An 18,612-nucleotide genomic window follows, 5' to 3' on the forward strand; every position below is an offset into this window, starting at 1 on the left:
TGATTGAACCCTACCTCAGTGCGGGGCTGGGCTCTATACCGGATGCGACATTGGGCGTTCGGCTTTGGACCGAGGTGCGGCCATCGCGAGCGAGCTCGCTCCCACAAGGGTCCGGGTTGACTACAGAATTTGTGGGCAACACAGATCTACTGTGGGAGCGGGCTTGCTCGCGAAGGCGGAGTGTCAGTCGACATCGATGTTGGATGTGACGGCCTCTTCGCGAGCAAGCCCGCTCCCACAAGGGGCCGGGTTGACCACTGAACTTGTGGGCAACACAGATCCAGTGTGGGAGCGGGCTTGCTCGCGAAAGCGGAGTGTCAGTCGACATGGATGCTGGATGTGACGGCCCCTTCGCGAGCAAGCCCGCTCCCACAAGGGGAAATGAGTTGAGTCAGTCAGACCGAGTCGAGTAGCTCGTGGCGGGGTTTGCCGTCGCGGCTGCAGATGACGCGGTTGCGGCCGGTGGTCTTGGCTTCGTAGAGCGCCTGGTCGGCGTCGTTCAGCCATAGGGTCGCCTCGGTGTGCGCCGGGTTGAACGCGGCCAGGCCGATGCTCAGGCTGACTTTCAGCGCCGGGCTCTGTTCGTAGCCGAGGGTAGCGAAGCGATCGCGCAAGGCATCCATGGCCGCGGCGGCGCGGTCGAGGGGCAGGTCCGGGAGGATCACGCAGAATTCGTCGCCGCCATAGCGCCCGGCGACATCCGCCGCCCGCAGGTTTTGCTTGAGCATTTTGCTCAGTTGGCGCAACACGATATCCCCGGCGACGTGGCCATAGGTGTCGTTGATGGTTTTGAAGTGGTCGATGTCGATCAGCGCAATGGCCCCGCCCTGGTTCTGCCGCTGGCAGCGCTGGAATTCGATTTCCAGTTGATCCTTCCAGGCGCCATGGTTGAGCAGGCCAGTGAGGCTGTCGGTGCGGCTCAGGGCCAGCAATTCACGTTTTTGTCGGCCGAGGGTAATGGCCTGGCGAAAGCAGATCCAGCCCAGCGCCAGCGGGTACAGGCACAACAAAGGTAAGCAGGCGTAGAGCTGCAACGGACTGGTGTGGGGGATAAACGCGGGGGTGAAAATCAGCAGGCCGACGCCAACCCCGAGGATTTGCGCCACCGTGCCGGCCAGAAGAAAACGCAAGCCGCCAATGGCCACATTGTTCATCGCCATCATCGAAATGGTGGTGGCGCTGGGCAAGGGGTTGAACTGCATGGCCGCGACCCAGACGCCGCCGAGAAAGGCGTCCACCAGCAGGTTACGGTGTTCAGCGTGGTACGGAAGTGTGGCGCGGCGGGCCCATTGGTAGGCCAGATGCGGCCAGACAATGGCATTGAACAGCATCACGCCCCAGACCCACGGCGCCGGATCGAGCGGGTACATCGCCGCGCTTACACACATCAATCCCAGGGCCAAACCCAAGGTGCGCGACGTGTATAGCCTCCTGGCCAGTGAAAGTCCCTTTCCTCCCGTTTTTGCCATAGAGGCCTCTACCACTGAACGGAATCTGATTACACCGGGGGTTGCGGGTGTGAACGGAGTCTATCAGGGCAACGTCAAATAGCCATCACCGGCTGGCGGTGAATACCCGGACATTTGTTTAAACCCCACAACCCTGTGGGAGCGGGCTTGCTCGCGAAGGCGTAGTGTCAGCCAACCTCTATGTTGAATGTGACGGCTCCTTCGCGGGCAAGCCGCGCTCCTACAAAAGCGGCGGCATCGACTGACAGATTGGCTATACATGAAGGGAGCGTTTGATAAACAACGACAACAGGAGGCCCATGCAAACCTTTCAGGTATTGATCATCGGCAGCGGTTTTGGCGGCCAGTGTGCGGCGATCAATTTGCTCAAGGCCGGCATCAGCGATTTTCGCCTGCTGGAACGGCGGGACTTTTTCGGCGGCACCTGGTGCCAGAACACCTACCCCGGTGCGGCCGTCGACGTGCCCTCGCCGCTGTATTCGCTGTCCTTCGCGCCGTACCAGTGGACGCAGATGTTCGCCGAACAGGCCGAACTGCACCGCTACACCCAGTACGTGGTGGAGCACTTCGGCTTGCGCGACAAAGTGCAACTGGACACCAACGTCGAAGGCATTGAATGGGACGAGGCCAACAAACGCTGGGCCGTGCACACCGCCAGCAAAGGCACGTTCTACGCGCAGTTCCTGATCAACGCCACGGGGCCGCTGAGCCAACCGGTGGTCCCACACTTCGACGGCCAGGATCGCTTCCAGGGCAAAACCTTTCACACCAACAATTGGGATCATTCCTACGACTACAGCGGCAAACGGGTCGCGATCATCGGCAGCGGCGCCAGTGCGGCCCAGGTGATCCCGGCGATTGCCCCGGACGTCGAACACTTGCACGTCTTCCAGCGCACAGCCCATTGGGTGCTGCCCCGTGCCGACCGGACCTTCGGCCCTTTCCAACGCTGGTTGCTGGGGTTGAAACCGGCCTACAAGCTGCTGCGCTGGACGATTTACTGGCTGTTCGAAACCCGAGTCATCGCCTTCAAATACTCGAAACCAGCGATTCACCTGGTCCAGCAACAGGCCCTGCGCTTTCTCAAACGCCAAGTGCCCGACCCCGAACTTCGGCGCAAGCTGACCCCGGATTTCACCATCGGCTGCAAGCGCGTGGTGGTGTCCAGCACGCTGTACCCGGCGCTGGGCCGGCCCAATGTGACGCTGCACAGCCGTGAACAAGGCATCGCGTCCCTCGATGAAACCGGAATCAACACCCTCGACGGCCAGCACATCGATGTCGACCTGATCGTCTGGTCCACCGGTTACGACGCCACCGACGGGGTGATTTCCTACCCGGTCATCGGCAAACACGGCAAGCATCTGAAAGACTTCTGGGCCCAATACCCTCGGGCCTACCTGGGCACCAGCCTGCCGGACTTCCCCAACCTGTTTATCGTCACCGGCCCCAACACCGGCATCGGCCACACCTCGGCGCTGTTCATCATCGAGTCGCAGATGAACTACATCCTCGGTTGTATCCGCATGCTAAAAGAACAGGGCCTGCACAGCATTGAAGTACGCCCCGAAGCGGAACGTACCTACACTGAAATGATCCATCGGGAAATGGAACGAACCGTGTGGAAGTCCGGTGGCTGCCACAGTTGGTATCAAAGCAAGAGCGGTCATGTCATCGCCATGTTTCCGGGGTTCAGTTTCAGCTATCACCGCTTGACCCGAACACTCAAGCCCGCCGACCACATATTGTCCTGATCACGTCATAAGGAAGATGCCTGATGCTTTTGTTGGTAGTTGCGATTGCGGTTTTCGTCGCCTGGAGCTGGCTCAGTTACCCCGCCGTGGGCCATTGGATATACGACTTGAGCATGGCCCTGGAAGCCAAGCTGTATCGGCTGCACAAGATCGTTGTGCCGATCAGCGAAATGACCGTTTCGACCTGGCAAGGCGGGCCGTACGAAGCCTCCAGCAGCATCTTGATGCTGCACGGTTTCACCGCCGACAAAAACCTGTGGCTGCGCTTTGCCCGGCACTTTGTCGACGACCACCGGGTGATCATCCCCGACCTCGCCGGCCATGGTGAAACCGGGTTCAAGGCCGGTGGCGGCTACGACATCGGCGTGCAAGCCAAGCGCATGATCCAGTTGCTCGACGTGTGCGGGGTCGAGAAGGTGCACGTGATCGGCAGTTCCATGGGCGGCTATGTCGCCGCATGGCTGGCGGCCACTTACCCCGAGCGCATTGCTTCGCTGGCGTTGCTCGACCCGGCCGGCGTCACCGCCCCGCAAATCAGCGACATGGATCGCCAGATCAACAAGGGGCACAACCCGTTTTTGATCCACTCAAGGGAGGAGTTCCAGTACTTCTACAACATGTCCATGGCCAACCCGCCGTGGGTGCCTGGTGTGGTGATGGCCGCCATCGCTCAGCGCTACGAACAAAGCCGCGATGCCTTTGCGGAGATCTTCAAGGACTTCCGCGCCAGCCCGCCGATGGAGCCGAAACTCCCCGACATCAAATGCCCGACGCTGCTGGTGTGGGGCAGCAAAGACCGGATGATCGATGTCAGCAGCGTTGCGGTGTGGAGCAAGGGCATTGATAACTTGCGGGTGGACATCTGGGAAGGCATTGGTCATCTGCCGATGGTCGAACAACCGACGCGGGCGGCGCGCTTGTATGAGGAGTTTTTGGGACCGCGAAAATGAGAGAAATCGTTGGAATGTGGACTGCTGTTGTGGCGAGGGAGCTTGCTCCCGCTCGACTGCGCAGCAGTCGCAATCCGGAGGCTGCTACGCAGCCTAGCGGGAGCAAGCTCCCTCGCCACAGGAGTCGGTGTCATGAACATTCTTTATGACGAACGCATCGACGGCACCCTGCCTGACGTGGACAAAGTCGCCCTGCTCAACCGCTTGCACCAGCAAATCCCCGACCTGGACCTGCTGTGGCGCGAAGAGGAACTCAAGCCCTACGAGTGCGACGGCCTCTCCGCCTACCGCACCACGCCAATGCTGGTGGCCCTGCCCCGGCGTCTGGAGCAGGTACAAAAACTCCTCGAAATCTGTCATGCCCAACACGTACCGGTAGTCGCTCGCGGCGCCGGCACCGGGTTGTCCGGCGGTGCCTTACCCCTGGAAAAAGGCGTGCTGCTGGTGATGGCGCGCTTCAACAATATTCTGCACATCGACCCCGCCGCCCGCACCGCAAGGGTCCAGCCCGGGGTGCGCAACCTGGCGATTTCCCAGGCTGCGGCGCCGTTCGGTTTGTATTACGCGCCGGACCCGTCCTCGCAAATCGCCTGTTCGATTGGCGGCAACGTCGCGGAAAACGCCGGCGGCGTGCATTGCCTCAAGTACGGCCTGACTGTGCACAACCTGCTGAAACTCGAAGTGCTGACCATTGAAGGCGAGCGCCTGACTTTGGGCTCCGAAGCCCTGGATTCACCGGGTTTCGACCTGCTGGCACTGTTCACCGGTTCCGAAGGTTTGCTCGGGATCATCACCGAAGTCACGGTCAAATTGCTGCCCAAACCGCAAGTCGCCAAAGTGCTGTTGGCCAGTTTTGATTCGGTGGAAAAGGCCGGTCGCGCCGTGGCCGATATCATTGCCGCCGGGATCATCCCCGGCGGCCTGGAAATGATGGACAACCTGGCGATTCGCGCCGCCGAAGACTTTATCCACGCCGGCTACCCGGTGGACGCCGAGGCGATCCTGTTGTGCGAACTGGACGGCGTTGAAGCCGATGTCCACGACGATTGCCAGCGGGTGCGCGAAGTGATGCAACAGGCTGGCGCCAGCGAAGTGCGCCAGGCCCAGGACGAAGCTGAACGCGTGCGCTTCTGGGCCGGGCGCAAAAATGCCTTTCCGGCGATTGGGCGCCTGTCGCCGGATTACTACTGCATGGACGGCACCATCCCCCGCCGCGAACTGCCCGGCGTGCTCGAAGGCATCGCCCGCCTCGGCGCCGAACATGGCTTGCGCGTGGCCAACGTGTTTCATGCGGGCGATGGCAACATGCACCCGCTGATCCTGTTCGACGCCAACCAACCCGGCGAACTGGCCCGGGCTGAAGCGTTGGGCGGGCAGATCCTCGAACTGTGCGTGAAGGTCGGCGGCAGCATCACCGGCGAGCACGGCGTGGGCCGGGAGAAAATCAATCAGATGTGCGCCCAGTTCAACAGCGACGAGTTAACCCTGTTCTACGCGGTGAAAGCCGCGTTCGACCCGCAGGGCCTGCTCAACCCCGGCAAAAACATCCCGACCCTGCACCGCTGCGCCGAATTTGGCGCGATGCACATCCATGCTGGACAGTTGCCGTTCCCTGAACTGGAGCGTTTCTGATGGCGGACTTCGATGCCAGCGAAGCGTTGCTCGCCCAGGTCAACCAGGCCCGGGAGAACGCCACGCCGCTGCGGATCCAGGGCAGCAACAGCAAGGCGTTTCTTGGCCGCGAGGTGGCCGGGGAAGTGCTCGACACCCGTGCCCATCGCGGCATCGTCAGCTATGACCCGACGGAATTGGTGGTCAGCGTTCGCGCCGGCACGCCGTTGAGCGAACTGCTGGCAGCGCTCGATGCCAAGGGACAAATGCTCCCCTGCGAGCCGCCGTCATTCGGCGAAGGCGCCACGGTCGGCGGGATGATCGCGGCGGGGCTGTCCGGGCCACGGCGGCCGTGGTCGGGTTCGGTGCGGGATTTTGTCCTCGGCACGCGAGTGATCACCGGCCTGGGTAAACACCTGCGTTTCGGCGGCGAGGTGATGAAAAACGTCGCCGGTTATGACCTGTCGCGCCTGTTGGTGGGCAGTTACGGCTGCCTCGGCGTGCTCACGGAGGTCTCGCTCAAGGTGCTGCCAAAACCTCGGCAATGTTTGAGCATCAGTCTGGAAATCGACAGTGCCCGGGCCTTGGTCAAACTCGCCGAATGGGGTCAGCAACCGTTGCCGATCAGCGCCGCCAGTCATGATGGGCAGCGCTTGTTTCTGCGACTTGAAGGGGGCGAAGGTTCGGTGACGGCGGCTCATCAACGGCTGGGTGGCGAGCCTTTGGATTCTGCGTATTGGACTGAGTTGAACGAGCAACGCCTGGCATTTTTTGATGAAGGTCTGCCGCTGTGGCGACTGTCCCTGCCCAATAATCTGGGGCCTTTGTCGCTGCCCGGCGAGCAACTGATCGACTGGGCCGGCGCGCAACGCTGGTTGAAATCCGAAGCCGATAACATTCAGGCACTGGCCCACGAACTGGGCGGTCACGCCACCTGTTTCAGCCACGGCGCCAGCGCCTCACCGTTCCAACCGCTGGCCCCCGCGCTGTTGCGATACCACCGGCAACTCAAGGCGCAACTGGACCCGCAAGGGCTGTTCAACCCTGGCCGGATGTACGCGGAGCTCTAGCATGCAAACCACCCTCAGCGAACAGTCGCGCAAACTGCCAAGGGCCGCCGAGGCGGAAAAGATCCTGCGCACCTGCGTGCATTGCGGGTTCTGCAACGCCACGTGCCCGACCTATCAACTGCTGGGGGATGAACTGGACGGCCCACGCGGGCGCATCTATTTGATCAAGCAAGTGCTGGAAGGCGCCCCCGCTACGGCGAAAACCCAGTTGCACCTCGACCGCTGCCTGTCGTGCCGCAACTGCGAAACCACCTGCCCGTCGGGGGTGGATTATCACAACCTGCTGGATATCGGCCGGGCCGTGGTCGATCAAGCGGTGCCGCGCCCGGCCGGCCAACGGTTGTTGCGTGAGGGATTACGGGCCTTGGCGCCGAATCCGAACCTGTTCAAAGCGCTGCTGCGGATCGGCACGACGTTCCGTCCGTTGTTGCCGCGCACGGTTGAGATGAAGTTGCCCCACGACCTGCCGGCCACGGGTGAGCGCCCTGCCCCTCGGCATGCGCGCACCGTGTTGATGCTCGAGGGCTGCGTGCAACCGGGCCTGTCGCCCAATACCAACGCCGCGGCGGCGCGGGTTTTGGATCGGTTGGGAATCAGCGTGATTGCGGCACCCGAGGCCGGTTGCTGCGGTGCGCTGGACTATCACCTCGACGCCCAGGCCAAGGGGTTGGAGCGCGCCCGGCACAATATCGACGCCTGGTGGCCGCACCTGGAAAACGGCGCCGAAGCCATCGTGCAAACCGCCAGCGGTTGCGGCGCGTTCATCAAGGATTACGGGCATTTGCTGGAGGACGATCCGGCGTATGCGGCCAAGGCGTTGCGGGTCAGTGCGCTGGCGCTGGATCTGGTGCAAGTGTTGGCCGATGAACCGCTGGAGCGAGTCTGCGCCGCCACTGACCAACGCATCGCCTTCCACTGCCCCTGCACCTTGCAGCACGCGCAGAAACTCGGCGGTGCGGTGGAGGCGGTGTTGACCCGATTGGGCTTCAACCTCACGGCGGTTCCCGACAGTCATTTATGTTGTGGTTCGGCCGGCACTTACTCCCTGACCCAACCGGAACTGGCCCGGCAACTGCGGGACAACAAGCTCAACGCCCTGGAAAGCGGCCAGCCGTCCCTGATCGTCACCGCCAATATCGGCTGCCAGAGCCACCTCGCCAGCGCCGGGCGCACGCCGGTCCGGCACTGGATCGAACTGGTGGACCAGTCGCTGGGAGAATGAAGTCCGTAGGAATCTTCGTTTGTCGGCGCCGCAGAAGGCTGCGATCTTTTGCCCCATCCTCTCTGTCACCGCGCCAGGAATTTTTTTCATGAGCCACCCCGCCTTCGTCAGCCCCGACCTGATCCGCCAACGCTTCTCCAAAGCGATGTCCGACATGTACCGCGAAGAGGTGCCGCTGTACGGCGCGCTGATGGAACTGGTGGAACAGACCAACCGCGACGTGCTGGCGCAAGATCCGCAGATTGCGCGCCAACTCGAAAGCACCGGTGAAATCCAGCGCCTGGACCTGGAGCGCCACGGCGCGATCCGCGTCGGCACCGCCACCGAACTGGCGACCCTTGCCCGGTTGTTCGCGGTGATGGGCATGCAACCGGTGGGCTACTACGACCTCACTCCGGCGGGCGTGCCGGTGCATTCCACGGCGTTTCGCGCCGTGCATGAAACGGCGCTGCAAGTCAGCCCGTTCCGGGTGTTCACCTCGCTGCTGCGCCTGGAGTTGATCGAAGACCTGGAACTGCGCGCCTTCGCCCAATCGGTGCTGGATAAACGCTCGATCTTCACTGCCGAGGCGTTGGCCCTGATCGAACACGCCGAAACCCACGGCGGCCTCACCGAAAAGCAATCCTGGGACTTCGTCGAACAAGCCTTGGAAACCTTCCGCTGGCACCACAGCGCCACCGTCACTGCCGCGCAATATCAGCAACTCAGCGCCCAGCATCGACTGATCGCCGACGTCGTGGCATTCAAAGGCCCGCACATCAACCACCTGACCCCGCGCACCCTGGACATCGATATCGTCCAGGCGCAAATGCCCGCCCACGGCATCACCCCCAAAGCCGTGATCGAAGGCCCGCCGCGCCGCCAGTGCCCGATCCTGCTGCGTCAGACCAGTTTCAAGGCGCTGGACGAACCGATCGCCTTCACCGATCAAGACCAGACCCGTGGCAGCCACAGCGCCCGTTTCGGCGAGATCGAACAACGGGGCGCGGCCCTCACGCCCAAAGGCCGGGCGCTTTACGATCGTCTGCTCAATGCGGCCCGAGATGAGTTGAAGGATTTCCCGAATGAAGCCAATGCCGCGCGCTACAACGAATTAATGGCCCAACACTTTGGCGAATTCCCTGACACGCTGGAGGGCATGCGCCGACAGGAACTGGCGTACTTTCGTTACTTCGTGACGGAAACAGGCCTGGAGGCGAATGGGTTGGACGGCTTGGCGCTGGAGGAACTGCTGAGTGCCGGGCATGTGCGGGTTGAACCGCTGGTGTACGAGGACTTTTTGCCGGTGAGTGCGGCGGGGATTTTCCAGTCGAACCTGGGGGATGCGGCGCAAACCCACTATGGCGTGCATTCGAACCAGCAGGCGTTTGAGCAGGCGCTGGGGCGTAAAACGATTGATGAGTTGGGGCTGTACGCCGAGACGCAGCAGCGGTCGATTGAGGATTGTCGTGTAGCGCTGGGATTGTCGAACCTGGGCTGACCTTTGTGGCGAGGGAGCTCCCACGCCACAGAAAAGTGTTCAGGCCAGTTTCGGCAACAGGTGGGTGATGGCGCATGGCCTTGATGCGCAAGAAGTTGCGCACTCCTGCCGCAAAAAGCCCTACCTACGACCCTGAGCGCCAGGCCCGCCAAGCCTTCCAGCCAAGTGCGCAAGAAGTTGCGCAGTGGTGCGCAACTTCTTGCGCAGCTTGCCGGGTGATCTCGGTTCGAATCCGCTCAAGGATGTTATCGGGATGCCTTGAGCCCCCGGTTTATATGGCCTCCGGCATTTCTGGCACGGACCTTGATAACTGTCAGGCACCCACCGGGCGATACCGCCTCCCGGGCACCCTAACTTTTAGCAAGGAGCACATCCATGGCTACACCAGCGTACATGTCCGTCACTGGCGAAAAACAAGGTCTGATCACTGCCGGCGCGTTCACCGCCGACTCGGTTGGCAATACCTACCAGGAAGGTCACGAAGACCAGGTCATGGTTCAGGCTTTCAGCCACGACGTCATCATCCCGCGTGACCCGCAATCCGGCCAACCTACCGGTCAGCGCGTTCACAAGCCAGTTGTAATCACCAAGGTCTACGACAAGGCTTCGCCACTGCTGCAAGCGGCCCTGACCTCCGGCGAGCGCATGAGCGAAATCGTTATCCAGTGGTATCGCACTTCGGCCCAAGGGACCCAAGAGCACTACTACACCACCAAACTGGAAGACGCGATCATCGTCGCCATCAACAACAAAATGCACAACTGCCAGGATCCGTCGAACTCCCACTTCACGCACCTGGAAGAAGTACAGTTCACCTACCGCAAAATCACCTGGACCCACGAAGTATCCGGTACTTCGGGTTCCGATGACTGGCGTCAGCCAGTCGCTTAATCGCGGCTGAACGCTTCACGCATCGGCCAGCTCTGCTGGTCGATGTTGTTTGCGCACTTCAAGAATTCTAGCGTCCGCCAGCGCCCTGCCCGGGTGCCGCGTACGCCGCAGCACTGCACGAGGAACAAGGGATGTTCGCGCCGGCCAATCAGACTCACTTTGCCCTGACTATTGAAGGTCTGGACAACGATTTCCAGGTTCTTGCCCTGCAAGGTCGGGAAGCCATCAGCCAGCCTTTTGTGTTTGAGGTGGAGCTGGTCAGTGAACAGCCGTCCCTGGACCTCGAAACGCTCCTGCACAAACCGGCCTTTTTGCAGCTCTCGCCTGACGGCAGCGGCATTCATGGCCAGATCTATCGCGCCGCCCAGGGTGATTCCGGCAAACGCCTGACCCGCTACGCGGTGACCCTGCGTCCGCAACTGTCCTACCTGGCGCACCGCATCAACCAGCGCATCTTCCAGAACCTCAGCGTGCCGAAAATCGTCGGCATGGTCCTCGAAGAGCATGGCATCCAGGGCAACGCCTACGAATTCAAGGTCGGGGCGATTTATCCCGAACGCATCTACTGCGTTCAGTACGATGAGTCGGACCTGCAGTTCATCCAGCGCCTGTGCGAGGAAGAAGGTATCCACTACCACTTCCAGCACAGCGCCACGGCCCACAAACTGGTGTTCGGCGATGACCAGACCGTCTTCCCGAAACTGGCGCCAGTGGCCTACCAGCAAGACTCCGGCATGGTCGCCAACGACCCGGTGATCAAGCGCTTCGACCTGCGCCTGGAAACCCGCACCAGCCGCACCACCCGCCGCGACTACGACTTCGAAAAACCGCGCATCACCCTCGAAAGCGAAAACCGTGGCGACGCCCTGCCCGACCTCGAAGACTACGACTACCCCGGTCGCTTCATCGACCGCGAGCGCGGCAAGCATTTGGCCAAACGCGCCCTCGAACGGCACCGCAGCGACTTCCAGTTGGCCGAAGGCCGCAGCGACCAGCCGATCTTGGTCAGCGGCCACTTCCTGGCCCTGACCCAACACCCGAAAGCCAAATGGAACGACCTGTGGCTGCTCACCGAAGTCCTCCACGAAGGCAAACAGCCTCAAGTGCTGGAAGAATCGGTCACCAGCAATACCACGGCGCTGAAGGACGACTTTCACCAGGGCTATCGCAACCGCTTCCAGGCCACGCCCTGGGACGTACCGAACCGCCCGCCGCTGAACCACCCCAAACCGCGAATCCTCGGCAGCCAAAGCGCCGTGGTCACCGGCCCCAAGGGTGAAGAAATCCACTGCGACCAGTACGGCCGCGTCAAAGTGCAATTCCACTGGGACCGCGAAGGCCAGGCCGACGACAAGACCAGTTGCTGGCTGCGCGTCTCCTCCGCCTGGGCCGGCGCCCACTACGGCGGCATCGCCATCCCGCGCATCGGCATGGAAGTGCTGGTCACGTTCCTTGAAGGCGACCCCGACCAACCGCTCATCAGCGGCTGCCTGTACCACAAGGAAAACGTCGTCCCCTACGAGCTGCCGGCGAACAAGACCCGCAGCACCTTCAAGACCCTGAGCTCCAAGGGTGGCGGCGGCTACAACGAACTGCGCATCGAAGACAAAAAAGGCCAGGAACAAATCTTCCTGCACGCCCAGCGCGACTGGGACGAAAACGTCGAGCACGACCAGAAAATCCGCGTCGGCAACGAACGCCACGACACCGTCGAGCAAAACAGCTACAGCGAATTCAAGGCCGAAGAACACCACACCGTCTACGCCGACCGCAAAGTCGAAACCCGCGCCAACGACCACCTCACCGTGGGCGTGAACCAGCACATCAAGGTCGGCACCGGCCAATTCATCGAAGCCGGCCAGGAAATCCACCTGAGCAGCGGCATGAAAGTCGTGCTCGAAGCTGGCAGCGAACTGACCCTCAAGGGCGGCGGCAGCTTCATCAAGATCGACGGCAGCGGCGTAACGCTGAGCGGGCCGGTGATCAACATGAACTCCGGCGGCAGCCCCGGCAACGGCACAGGCGCGGCACCGCTGATGCCCGGCGTGCTGAAACAGGCCGACGCCGACACGGCCGGCCAGGTTTTGACCCCGGCGCAGATCAATACGTTGAAACGTAATGCACCGTTCTGTGAAGAGTGTGAAAAATGCAAGGCAGGTGCTTGTGCGATCTGATCTTTTGACCCCGCAGGCGTGGCTTGCTGAACGTCCTTTGCAGACAGGCGAACGTCTCTACTTGATTGTCAGCGCGGCCAGTGATGCCGAAGCGCTGAAGACCCTTTATCAAGTCGAACCCACCACCCAAGTCACCCCGATATGGGGCGGCACACCCTACGCAGCCTGGCAACCGGTGATGCCCTACCTCACAGAGATCAAACCCAACTCTAACTTCCTGCCGTGGATCGCCGAAACCGATGCCCAGGACTGGGGTTGGCTGGCAGTGTCCCGCAGCACGCCTGACGTGGTGTTTGAACATCTGCGCAGTTTGACGCAAGTGAAGATGCCGGATGGGACGGAGGTGTTCTTCCGGTTTTGGGATGGGCGGCACATTTATCCGATTCTTGAAGGGCTGGGTGAAGCGGCCGGGGAAGTGTTGCCGGTGTTTGATCGGTATTTGATTAATGGCCAAAGCCTGGTGGTTGGACCGAGGGTTGTGCCACCGGCGAAGGACTGGCCTTGGTGGGACGTGCCGGAGGGGTTGTTGGATGGGCTGACGAAGAAAAACCCATCGACCGTCATTGGCAACATGATGCTGTGGTTGAAAGAGGATCATGCCGAGCTGTACTTCTCGTTCCCTGAATCCAACCTGCGAGAAAAAGTGGCGCGCTTCGTAAAACGCACGCCACTCACGGAAGAAAACTACACCGGGCTGCTAAAAGCCCACTTGGAAAATGAGGTGGCCGTATGAGCATTTTGATGGGTTCGATCATTGGGAACCTAACCGCCAAACAACCAGACGCTCAGGTCATCCTCAGTGATTTCAAGAAGTGCATTGTCGACTACCGTGCCCATGCCGAAGCCTGGTATGGCGGTGTGCTGGATGCGGAACAGCAGTTTCAGGTCGGTGACGAAGTCGGCACTCAAGACAAAGACAGTAAAGACAGAGTAGATCTTTACGCAAACTGCCCGGCCAACGGCAAGCTCAAACTGGTTCACAGTTTCGAGTCTGCACGTTTTGTCCCGATCGGTAATACGCCCGTTCGATTGGTGCCTGTGGTTGATGGAAAGCTGTTTGGCAAAAATGAGGCCGGCCAAGCTATTACCAAGACAATTCCTGCCAGCGGGATTCTTGAAGTCGAAGGTCTTACGCCGAACCAGCAGTACAAGATCACGTTTTTCCCCAACCCTACTCCTGCGCAAATCGACGCTCTTTTCGGTTCCTATCAGGGGGTGATCGGCGATCTGAGCGGCTGGCTACAAACCCAGTGGACCACCGACTTTCTGCCGCTTTGGCAGGAACACAACAGCGCATCGATGACCGGCCGCGTCTTGCAAGACCTGGAAGCTTCCTGGAAAGGTTTCCTGAAAGCGATCATGAGTTTGTGGGGGGATATCCAAAATCTCTACGACTTGGTCGCACACCCTCGAGAGCATTACGAAAAGCTCAAAAAATTCTTCACCGAGGAGGAAATCAAGCGCATCTACAACGCCTCAGCCGAAGCTATTCACACCGCCCTGCTAATCGCCAGTGACGAGCCGCTGATGTGGGTCTACGTGGCCGCGATCATGGCATGGGTCAAGATGTTGCCCCCACAGACCTGCACCGAAGTGATGGCCGAACTGACTACCGAAGTTCTGCTGAACATTCTGGTCGGTGTCGTCCTGACCGGCGGTCTGGGGCTCGCGGTGCGCGTAGGCACCAAGGCACTCAACGCCACACAAACCGGTGGCAAGGTGCTGAAGTTGATTGAGGACTTCACCGGCATGCTGATGAAAATCAGCAGGAAAAACGCCACGGCCCATACCGAAGCCGCCAAACCTCTGTTGCTCAACGGCAATTCGGCCGTCAATCAGGCTCGCAAGGCCACCGTTGAAATCGCGGCCCCCAAGCCAGCGGTCACGGCCACAGCACCAAAGAAAAAACCACCGATCTCAGGCGGCAAGGTAGAAACAGACGCGCAAATCCATACGCGCGGAAAGAAAGACAGCAGCACACATATCGAGCAAAAAGAATTGGTCGACAACGCCCCCGATCAATCGAAGACCCCAGCAGATAAACCAGCACAGTGCGTTGATAAAACCTGTTCCGACGGCGAACCTGTTTCGATGGTCACCGGGGAAGAACTGCTGACTCTCACAGATGGCCAACTTGGCGGCCTATTGCCGCTGGAGTGGACACGCCTGTATCGCAGCAGCGCCGTTGAAATCGACAGTCGCCTTGGTTTTGGCTGGAGTCATTCGCTGTCCCATCGCCTGCAACTGGATGATGAGGGCGTGCTGTGGACGGACAATGAAAACCGTCAAACCCGCTTTCCGATGCCGAGCGAGCAGCGCCCCGCTATCACTAATAGCCTGGCTGAAGCAGCCATTTACCTCGGCGATGCGCCGGGCGAACTGATCCTGACCCAAGCCGGGCCGCAAACACGCTTCTACCACTTCCGTGCCGGGCGCCTGATCACCATCAGCGATGCCTACGACAATCAACTGCACATCAGCTACGACATGGTCGATCGCATTCAGCGAATCGATAATGGTGCGGGTCGCTCCCTGCTACTTCGCTACGACGACCGTCATATCGCCGCGGTGGACTATCAACAGCAACGTTCGGAATACAACGAACGCGGTGAGCGGCAGGATCCGTGGCAGACGGTGCAGAACTTAGTCACGTACCGCTACAACGAACGCAATCAGCTCGTACGCTCCACCAATGCCGCCGGTGAAAGCGAGCATTACCGCTACAACGACCAGCACGTCATTCTCGAGCGGCAATTGGCGGGCGGCGCCAGTTTCTTCTGGGAATGGGAATATGAAGGCAAGCTCTCTCGTTGCGTGCGCCACTGGGCAAGTTACTCGCAACTGGAAGCCCGCTACGTTTGGGACGATAAAGGCACGGTCACCATCCATAACGCCGATGGTAGCGAACAGGTATACGTGCATGACAAGAATGCACGCCTGATCAGTGAAACCGCACCGGATGGCGCAGAAACGCAAAGAGCCTATGACGACGATGGGCGCCTGATCGCAGAGAAAGACGCACTTGGCGCCGTCACCGAGTATCGGTACAACGATGCCGGGCGACTGATGGCAGTCATTCCTCCAGAAGATGAACCGACCCGTTACAACTACTTCGATGGGCAGCTTATTGAAGTAAAACGTGGCAGAGCGCGTTGGCAGTACGAGCGTAATCGTCAGGGTGATATCACCCAACAGATCGATCCCCACGGCAACGAAACCCATTACAGCTACGACCGCCAAGGTCGTCTGGTGGAAATCCGTCACCCCGATGGCAGCCGTCATCAATTGGGTTGGAACAACCTCGGCCAATTGCTGGAAGAACGCTTGCCCGACGGCGGCCAGCGTAAGTACCGCTATGACGCACTTGGCCGGCAGATCACGCGCCAGGAAGAAAGCGGCGCCATCACCCACTATCAATGGGACGCCGTTGATCGTCTGACGCAGGTCACCCTCCCCGGCGGCGCCACCCGAGCGTTTACCTACAACCCTTATGGTCGCGTCACCGCCGAACGCGATGAACTCGGTCGCGTCACGCGCTACGAATACGCCGATGGCCTGCACCTGGTCAGCCGCCGGATCAATCCGGACGGCAGCCAGTTGCGCTACCGCTACGACAATTCGCGCCTGTTACTCACCGAAATCGAAAACGAACGCGGCGAGCACTACCACCTCGATTATTACGCCAACGGCCTGATCCAGCAGGAAACCGGGTTTGACGGTCGTCGCACCGCTTATGAATACGACCTCAACGGCCAGTTGCTGAAGAAAACCGAATTCGGCGATGACGGCAGCGAGTTGGCCACTGAATACCAGCGCGACGCCGCTGGCCGTTTGTTGGTGAAAACCCTGGCTGATGGTGAAGAGATTCACTACAGCTACGACGCGCTTGGCCGTCTCGTTAATGTCGACGACGGTAACTGGCCACTGGCGTACGAATACGACCTGCAAGACCGCCTGATCACCGAGCACCAAGGTTGGGGCACTACGCGTTACGAGTACGACACCGTCGGCCAGTTGAAACACTGCCGTCTCCCGGACGGCAGCAAGCTTGATTATCGCCACCAGCGCGGCGGGAAGTTGAGCAGCATCGACCTTAACGGCTCGCGCCTGACCACCCACCAATTCAACGCCGGCCGCGAACAACAGCGCCAACAAGGTCTGCTGCTCAGCCAATACCAGTACGACGAACAAGGTCGCCTGCAGGCCCACAGCGTTAGCCAGCAGGATCGCAACCTGTTCCAACGCCGCTACGCCTACGATGCCAATGGCAACCTCGCCGGCATCGACGACACCCGCAAAGGCAACCGCAGCTACCACTACGACCCGCTCGACCGCCTGGTCAACGTCCGTGGCAGTACCCCGGAAAGCTTCGCCCACGACCCCGCCGGCAACTTGCTGGGCCAAGGCGAACAACCGGCTGCCAACTTGGCCAACGTCAAAGGCAATCGCCTGCTGATGCAGGGCGACCGCCACTACGACTACGATGCCTACGGCAACCTGAGCCGCGAACGCCGTGGCACCGGACAGAAACTCGTCACCGAGTACCGCTACGACTGCCAACACCGCTTGATCGGCGTCAGCCTGCCGAGCGGCAGCACCGCAAGCTACAAGTACGACGCCTTCGGCCGCCGTATCGAAAAAACCGTCGACGGCAGCACCACGGAATTCCTGTGGCAAGGTGAACGCTTGATCGCCGAAAGCGCCGACAACCGCTATCGCACCTACATCTACGAACCGGGCAGCTTCCGCCCGCTGGCAATGCTCGACGGCGAAGGCCCGCTGAAAGCAACGCCGTTCTACTACCAACTCGACCACCTGGGCACCCCGCAAGAACTCACCGACTACAGCGGCGAGATCATGTGGTCGGCGAAATACCGCGCCTATGGGAATCTCGCAGCACTCGACGTCGCTGAAATCGACAACCCGTTGCGTTTCCAGGGTCAGTATTTCGATGCCGAGACGGGCTTACACTACAACCGCCATCGCTACTACAATCCGGGGACTGGACGGTTTTTGACACCGGATCCGATCAAGCTTGCGGGTGGGCTGAACAACTACCAGTACGTGCCTAACCCTACGGGGTGGGTGGATCCGTTGGGGTTGAACGGTTGTCCGGGTAGTGGTGGCGGGTCATCATCGACGGGAGTCGAGAATCCTGCAACCAAGGCAATGGTTAATGAAGGTCAGCCAGAGTTAGTCAATATCGATACAGGTACTGCGAACGCATTCATATCTCAGGATTCACCAATCAGACATGAACTGAAAGCCGGCGTGCAAGGCAAACAAATGGTGATGACAGAAACCGCGGCCGGTGAATTCACCAACATTACAAGTAAAATCGCAGGCCCACTCGAAAAAGCAAGAGCAGAAAAATTTATGGAGAGAGTGAAGGTCGTCCCGGACGACCCTTCAGAAAGAGCAATGAATTTATTGGTGACTAAAAAAGTCGGGGCAAACGACAAAATAATTTTTGGCACTGGTGATAAGCTCGGGGCAAAAACAATGACCTCCGACGCTAAATTCGTGAGAGGCGCTTCAAGCCAAGGCGTTGATTTTGACGTTCACGTCCACGACCCAGTCCCACTAAAAGGAAAGTAACTAAAATGACAACCCCTGCGGAACTACACGAATCTTTGCTAGATACATTTAACATGCTAAACAAAGCGTATCCAGATGGAATTAATGAACGCGATTACTTCCCTATTCTCGCCCTCTTATACGAGTTCTTCTCCGATAGAAATCTGGCAAACTTAATATCAAACATCACTAAAAAAGATCCAGACTTGGTTTTAAACGATATTTACGCGTCCGTCAGCACAAAAAAGCCAAGCGACACAGAAATACAATCAATCAAAACCCACCTAAACAAATACGACTTTAGCTCTATTTGCACAGACGACTGAATTAAGAATATAAAGAAAGGGGACACCCATTAGCCGGTCTCCAGTCAAGGCTAAAAGCCAACTCTCCCTGCAGTTTTTAACTGCAGGG

General features: G+C 59.8%; 12 protein-coding genes. 11 read left to right on the top strand and 1 reads right to left on the bottom strand.

What is annotated here, in order from left to right; translation table 11 throughout:
- Positions 1-395: 395 nt before the first annotated feature.
- Positions 396-1,469: a diguanylate cyclase gene (locus BK665_RS28325; RefSeq protein WP_123409816.1), complete on the bottom strand. Its 1,074-nt coding sequence runs from the start codon at positions 1,467-1,469 to the stop codon at positions 396-398.
- Positions 1,470-1,768: 299 nt separating this feature from the next.
- Between BK665_RS28325 and BK665_RS28330 the strand changes: the two genes are divergently transcribed.
- The 11 genes from BK665_RS28330 (at position 1,769) to BK665_RS35440 (ending at position 18,524) form a co-directional block, all read left to right on the top strand.
- Complete coding sequence (locus BK665_RS28330) at positions 1,769-3,223, top strand: flavin-containing monooxygenase (RefSeq protein ID WP_123409817.1); 1,455 nt, start codon at positions 1,769-1,771, stop codon at positions 3,221-3,223.
- Positions 3,224-3,246: 23 nt separating this feature from the next.
- Positions 3,247-4,173: an alpha/beta fold hydrolase gene (locus BK665_RS28335; RefSeq protein ID WP_123409818.1), complete on the top strand. Its 927-nt coding sequence runs from the start codon at positions 3,247-3,249 to the stop codon at positions 4,171-4,173.
- Positions 4,174-4,305: 132 nt separating this feature from the next.
- Positions 4,306-5,805, top strand: a complete 1,500-nt coding sequence (glcD, locus tag BK665_RS28345) for a glycolate oxidase subunit GlcD (protein WP_123409820.1) — start codon at positions 4,306-4,308, stop codon at positions 5,803-5,805.
- Positions 5,805-6,854, top strand: a complete 1,050-nt coding sequence (gene glcE, locus BK665_RS28350; protein ID WP_123409821.1) for a glycolate oxidase subunit GlcE — start codon at positions 5,805-5,807, stop codon at positions 6,852-6,854. Before glcD ends, glcE begins: the two co-directional genes overlap by 1 nt.
- 1 nt (position 6,855) lies before the next feature.
- Positions 6,856-8,076: a glycolate oxidase subunit GlcF gene (glcF, locus tag BK665_RS28355; protein WP_123409822.1), complete on the top strand. Its 1,221-nt coding sequence runs from the start codon at positions 6,856-6,858 to the stop codon at positions 8,074-8,076.
- 88 nt (positions 8,077-8,164) lie between these two features.
- Positions 8,165-9,556: a 2-oxoadipate dioxygenase/decarboxylase HglS gene (gene hglS, locus BK665_RS28360; RefSeq protein WP_123409823.1), complete on the top strand. Its 1,392-nt coding sequence runs from the start codon at positions 8,165-8,167 to the stop codon at positions 9,554-9,556.
- Positions 9,557-9,931: 375 nt separating this feature from the next.
- Positions 9,932-10,447 (top strand): Hcp family type VI secretion system effector, encoded by a 516-nt coding sequence (locus tag BK665_RS28365; protein ID WP_054051032.1) that lies wholly within the window; start codon positions 9,932-9,934, stop codon positions 10,445-10,447.
- A gap of 131 nt (positions 10,448-10,578) precedes the next feature.
- Positions 10,579-12,621, top strand: coding sequence for a type VI secretion system Vgr family protein (locus BK665_RS28370; protein ID WP_123409824.1), 2,043 nt, complete (start codon positions 10,579-10,581; stop codon positions 12,619-12,621).
- Positions 12,611-13,354, top strand: a complete 744-nt coding sequence (locus BK665_RS28375) for a DUF4123 domain-containing protein (RefSeq protein WP_123409825.1) — start codon at positions 12,611-12,613, stop codon at positions 13,352-13,354. Before BK665_RS28370 ends, BK665_RS28375 begins: the two co-directional genes overlap by 11 nt.
- A complete protein-coding gene (locus tag BK665_RS28380) occupies positions 13,351-18,219 on the top strand; it encodes a DUF1308 domain-containing protein (RefSeq protein WP_123409826.1) in 4,869 nt (1,622 codons plus the stop codon). Before BK665_RS28375 ends, BK665_RS28380 begins: the two co-directional genes overlap by 4 nt.
- Before the next feature lie 53 nt (positions 18,220-18,272).
- A complete protein-coding gene (locus BK665_RS35440; RefSeq protein ID WP_375538956.1) occupies positions 18,273-18,524 on the top strand; it encodes a DUF3349 domain-containing protein in 252 nt (83 codons plus the stop codon).
- Positions 18,525-18,612: the final 88 nt, after the last annotated feature.

Origin of the sequence: Pseudomonas frederiksbergensis (assembly GCF_003732665.1) — a bacterium.
In the GTDB taxonomy this organism is placed as follows: Bacteria; Pseudomonadota; Gammaproteobacteria; order Pseudomonadales; family Pseudomonadaceae; genus Aquipseudomonas; species Aquipseudomonas frederiksbergensis_G.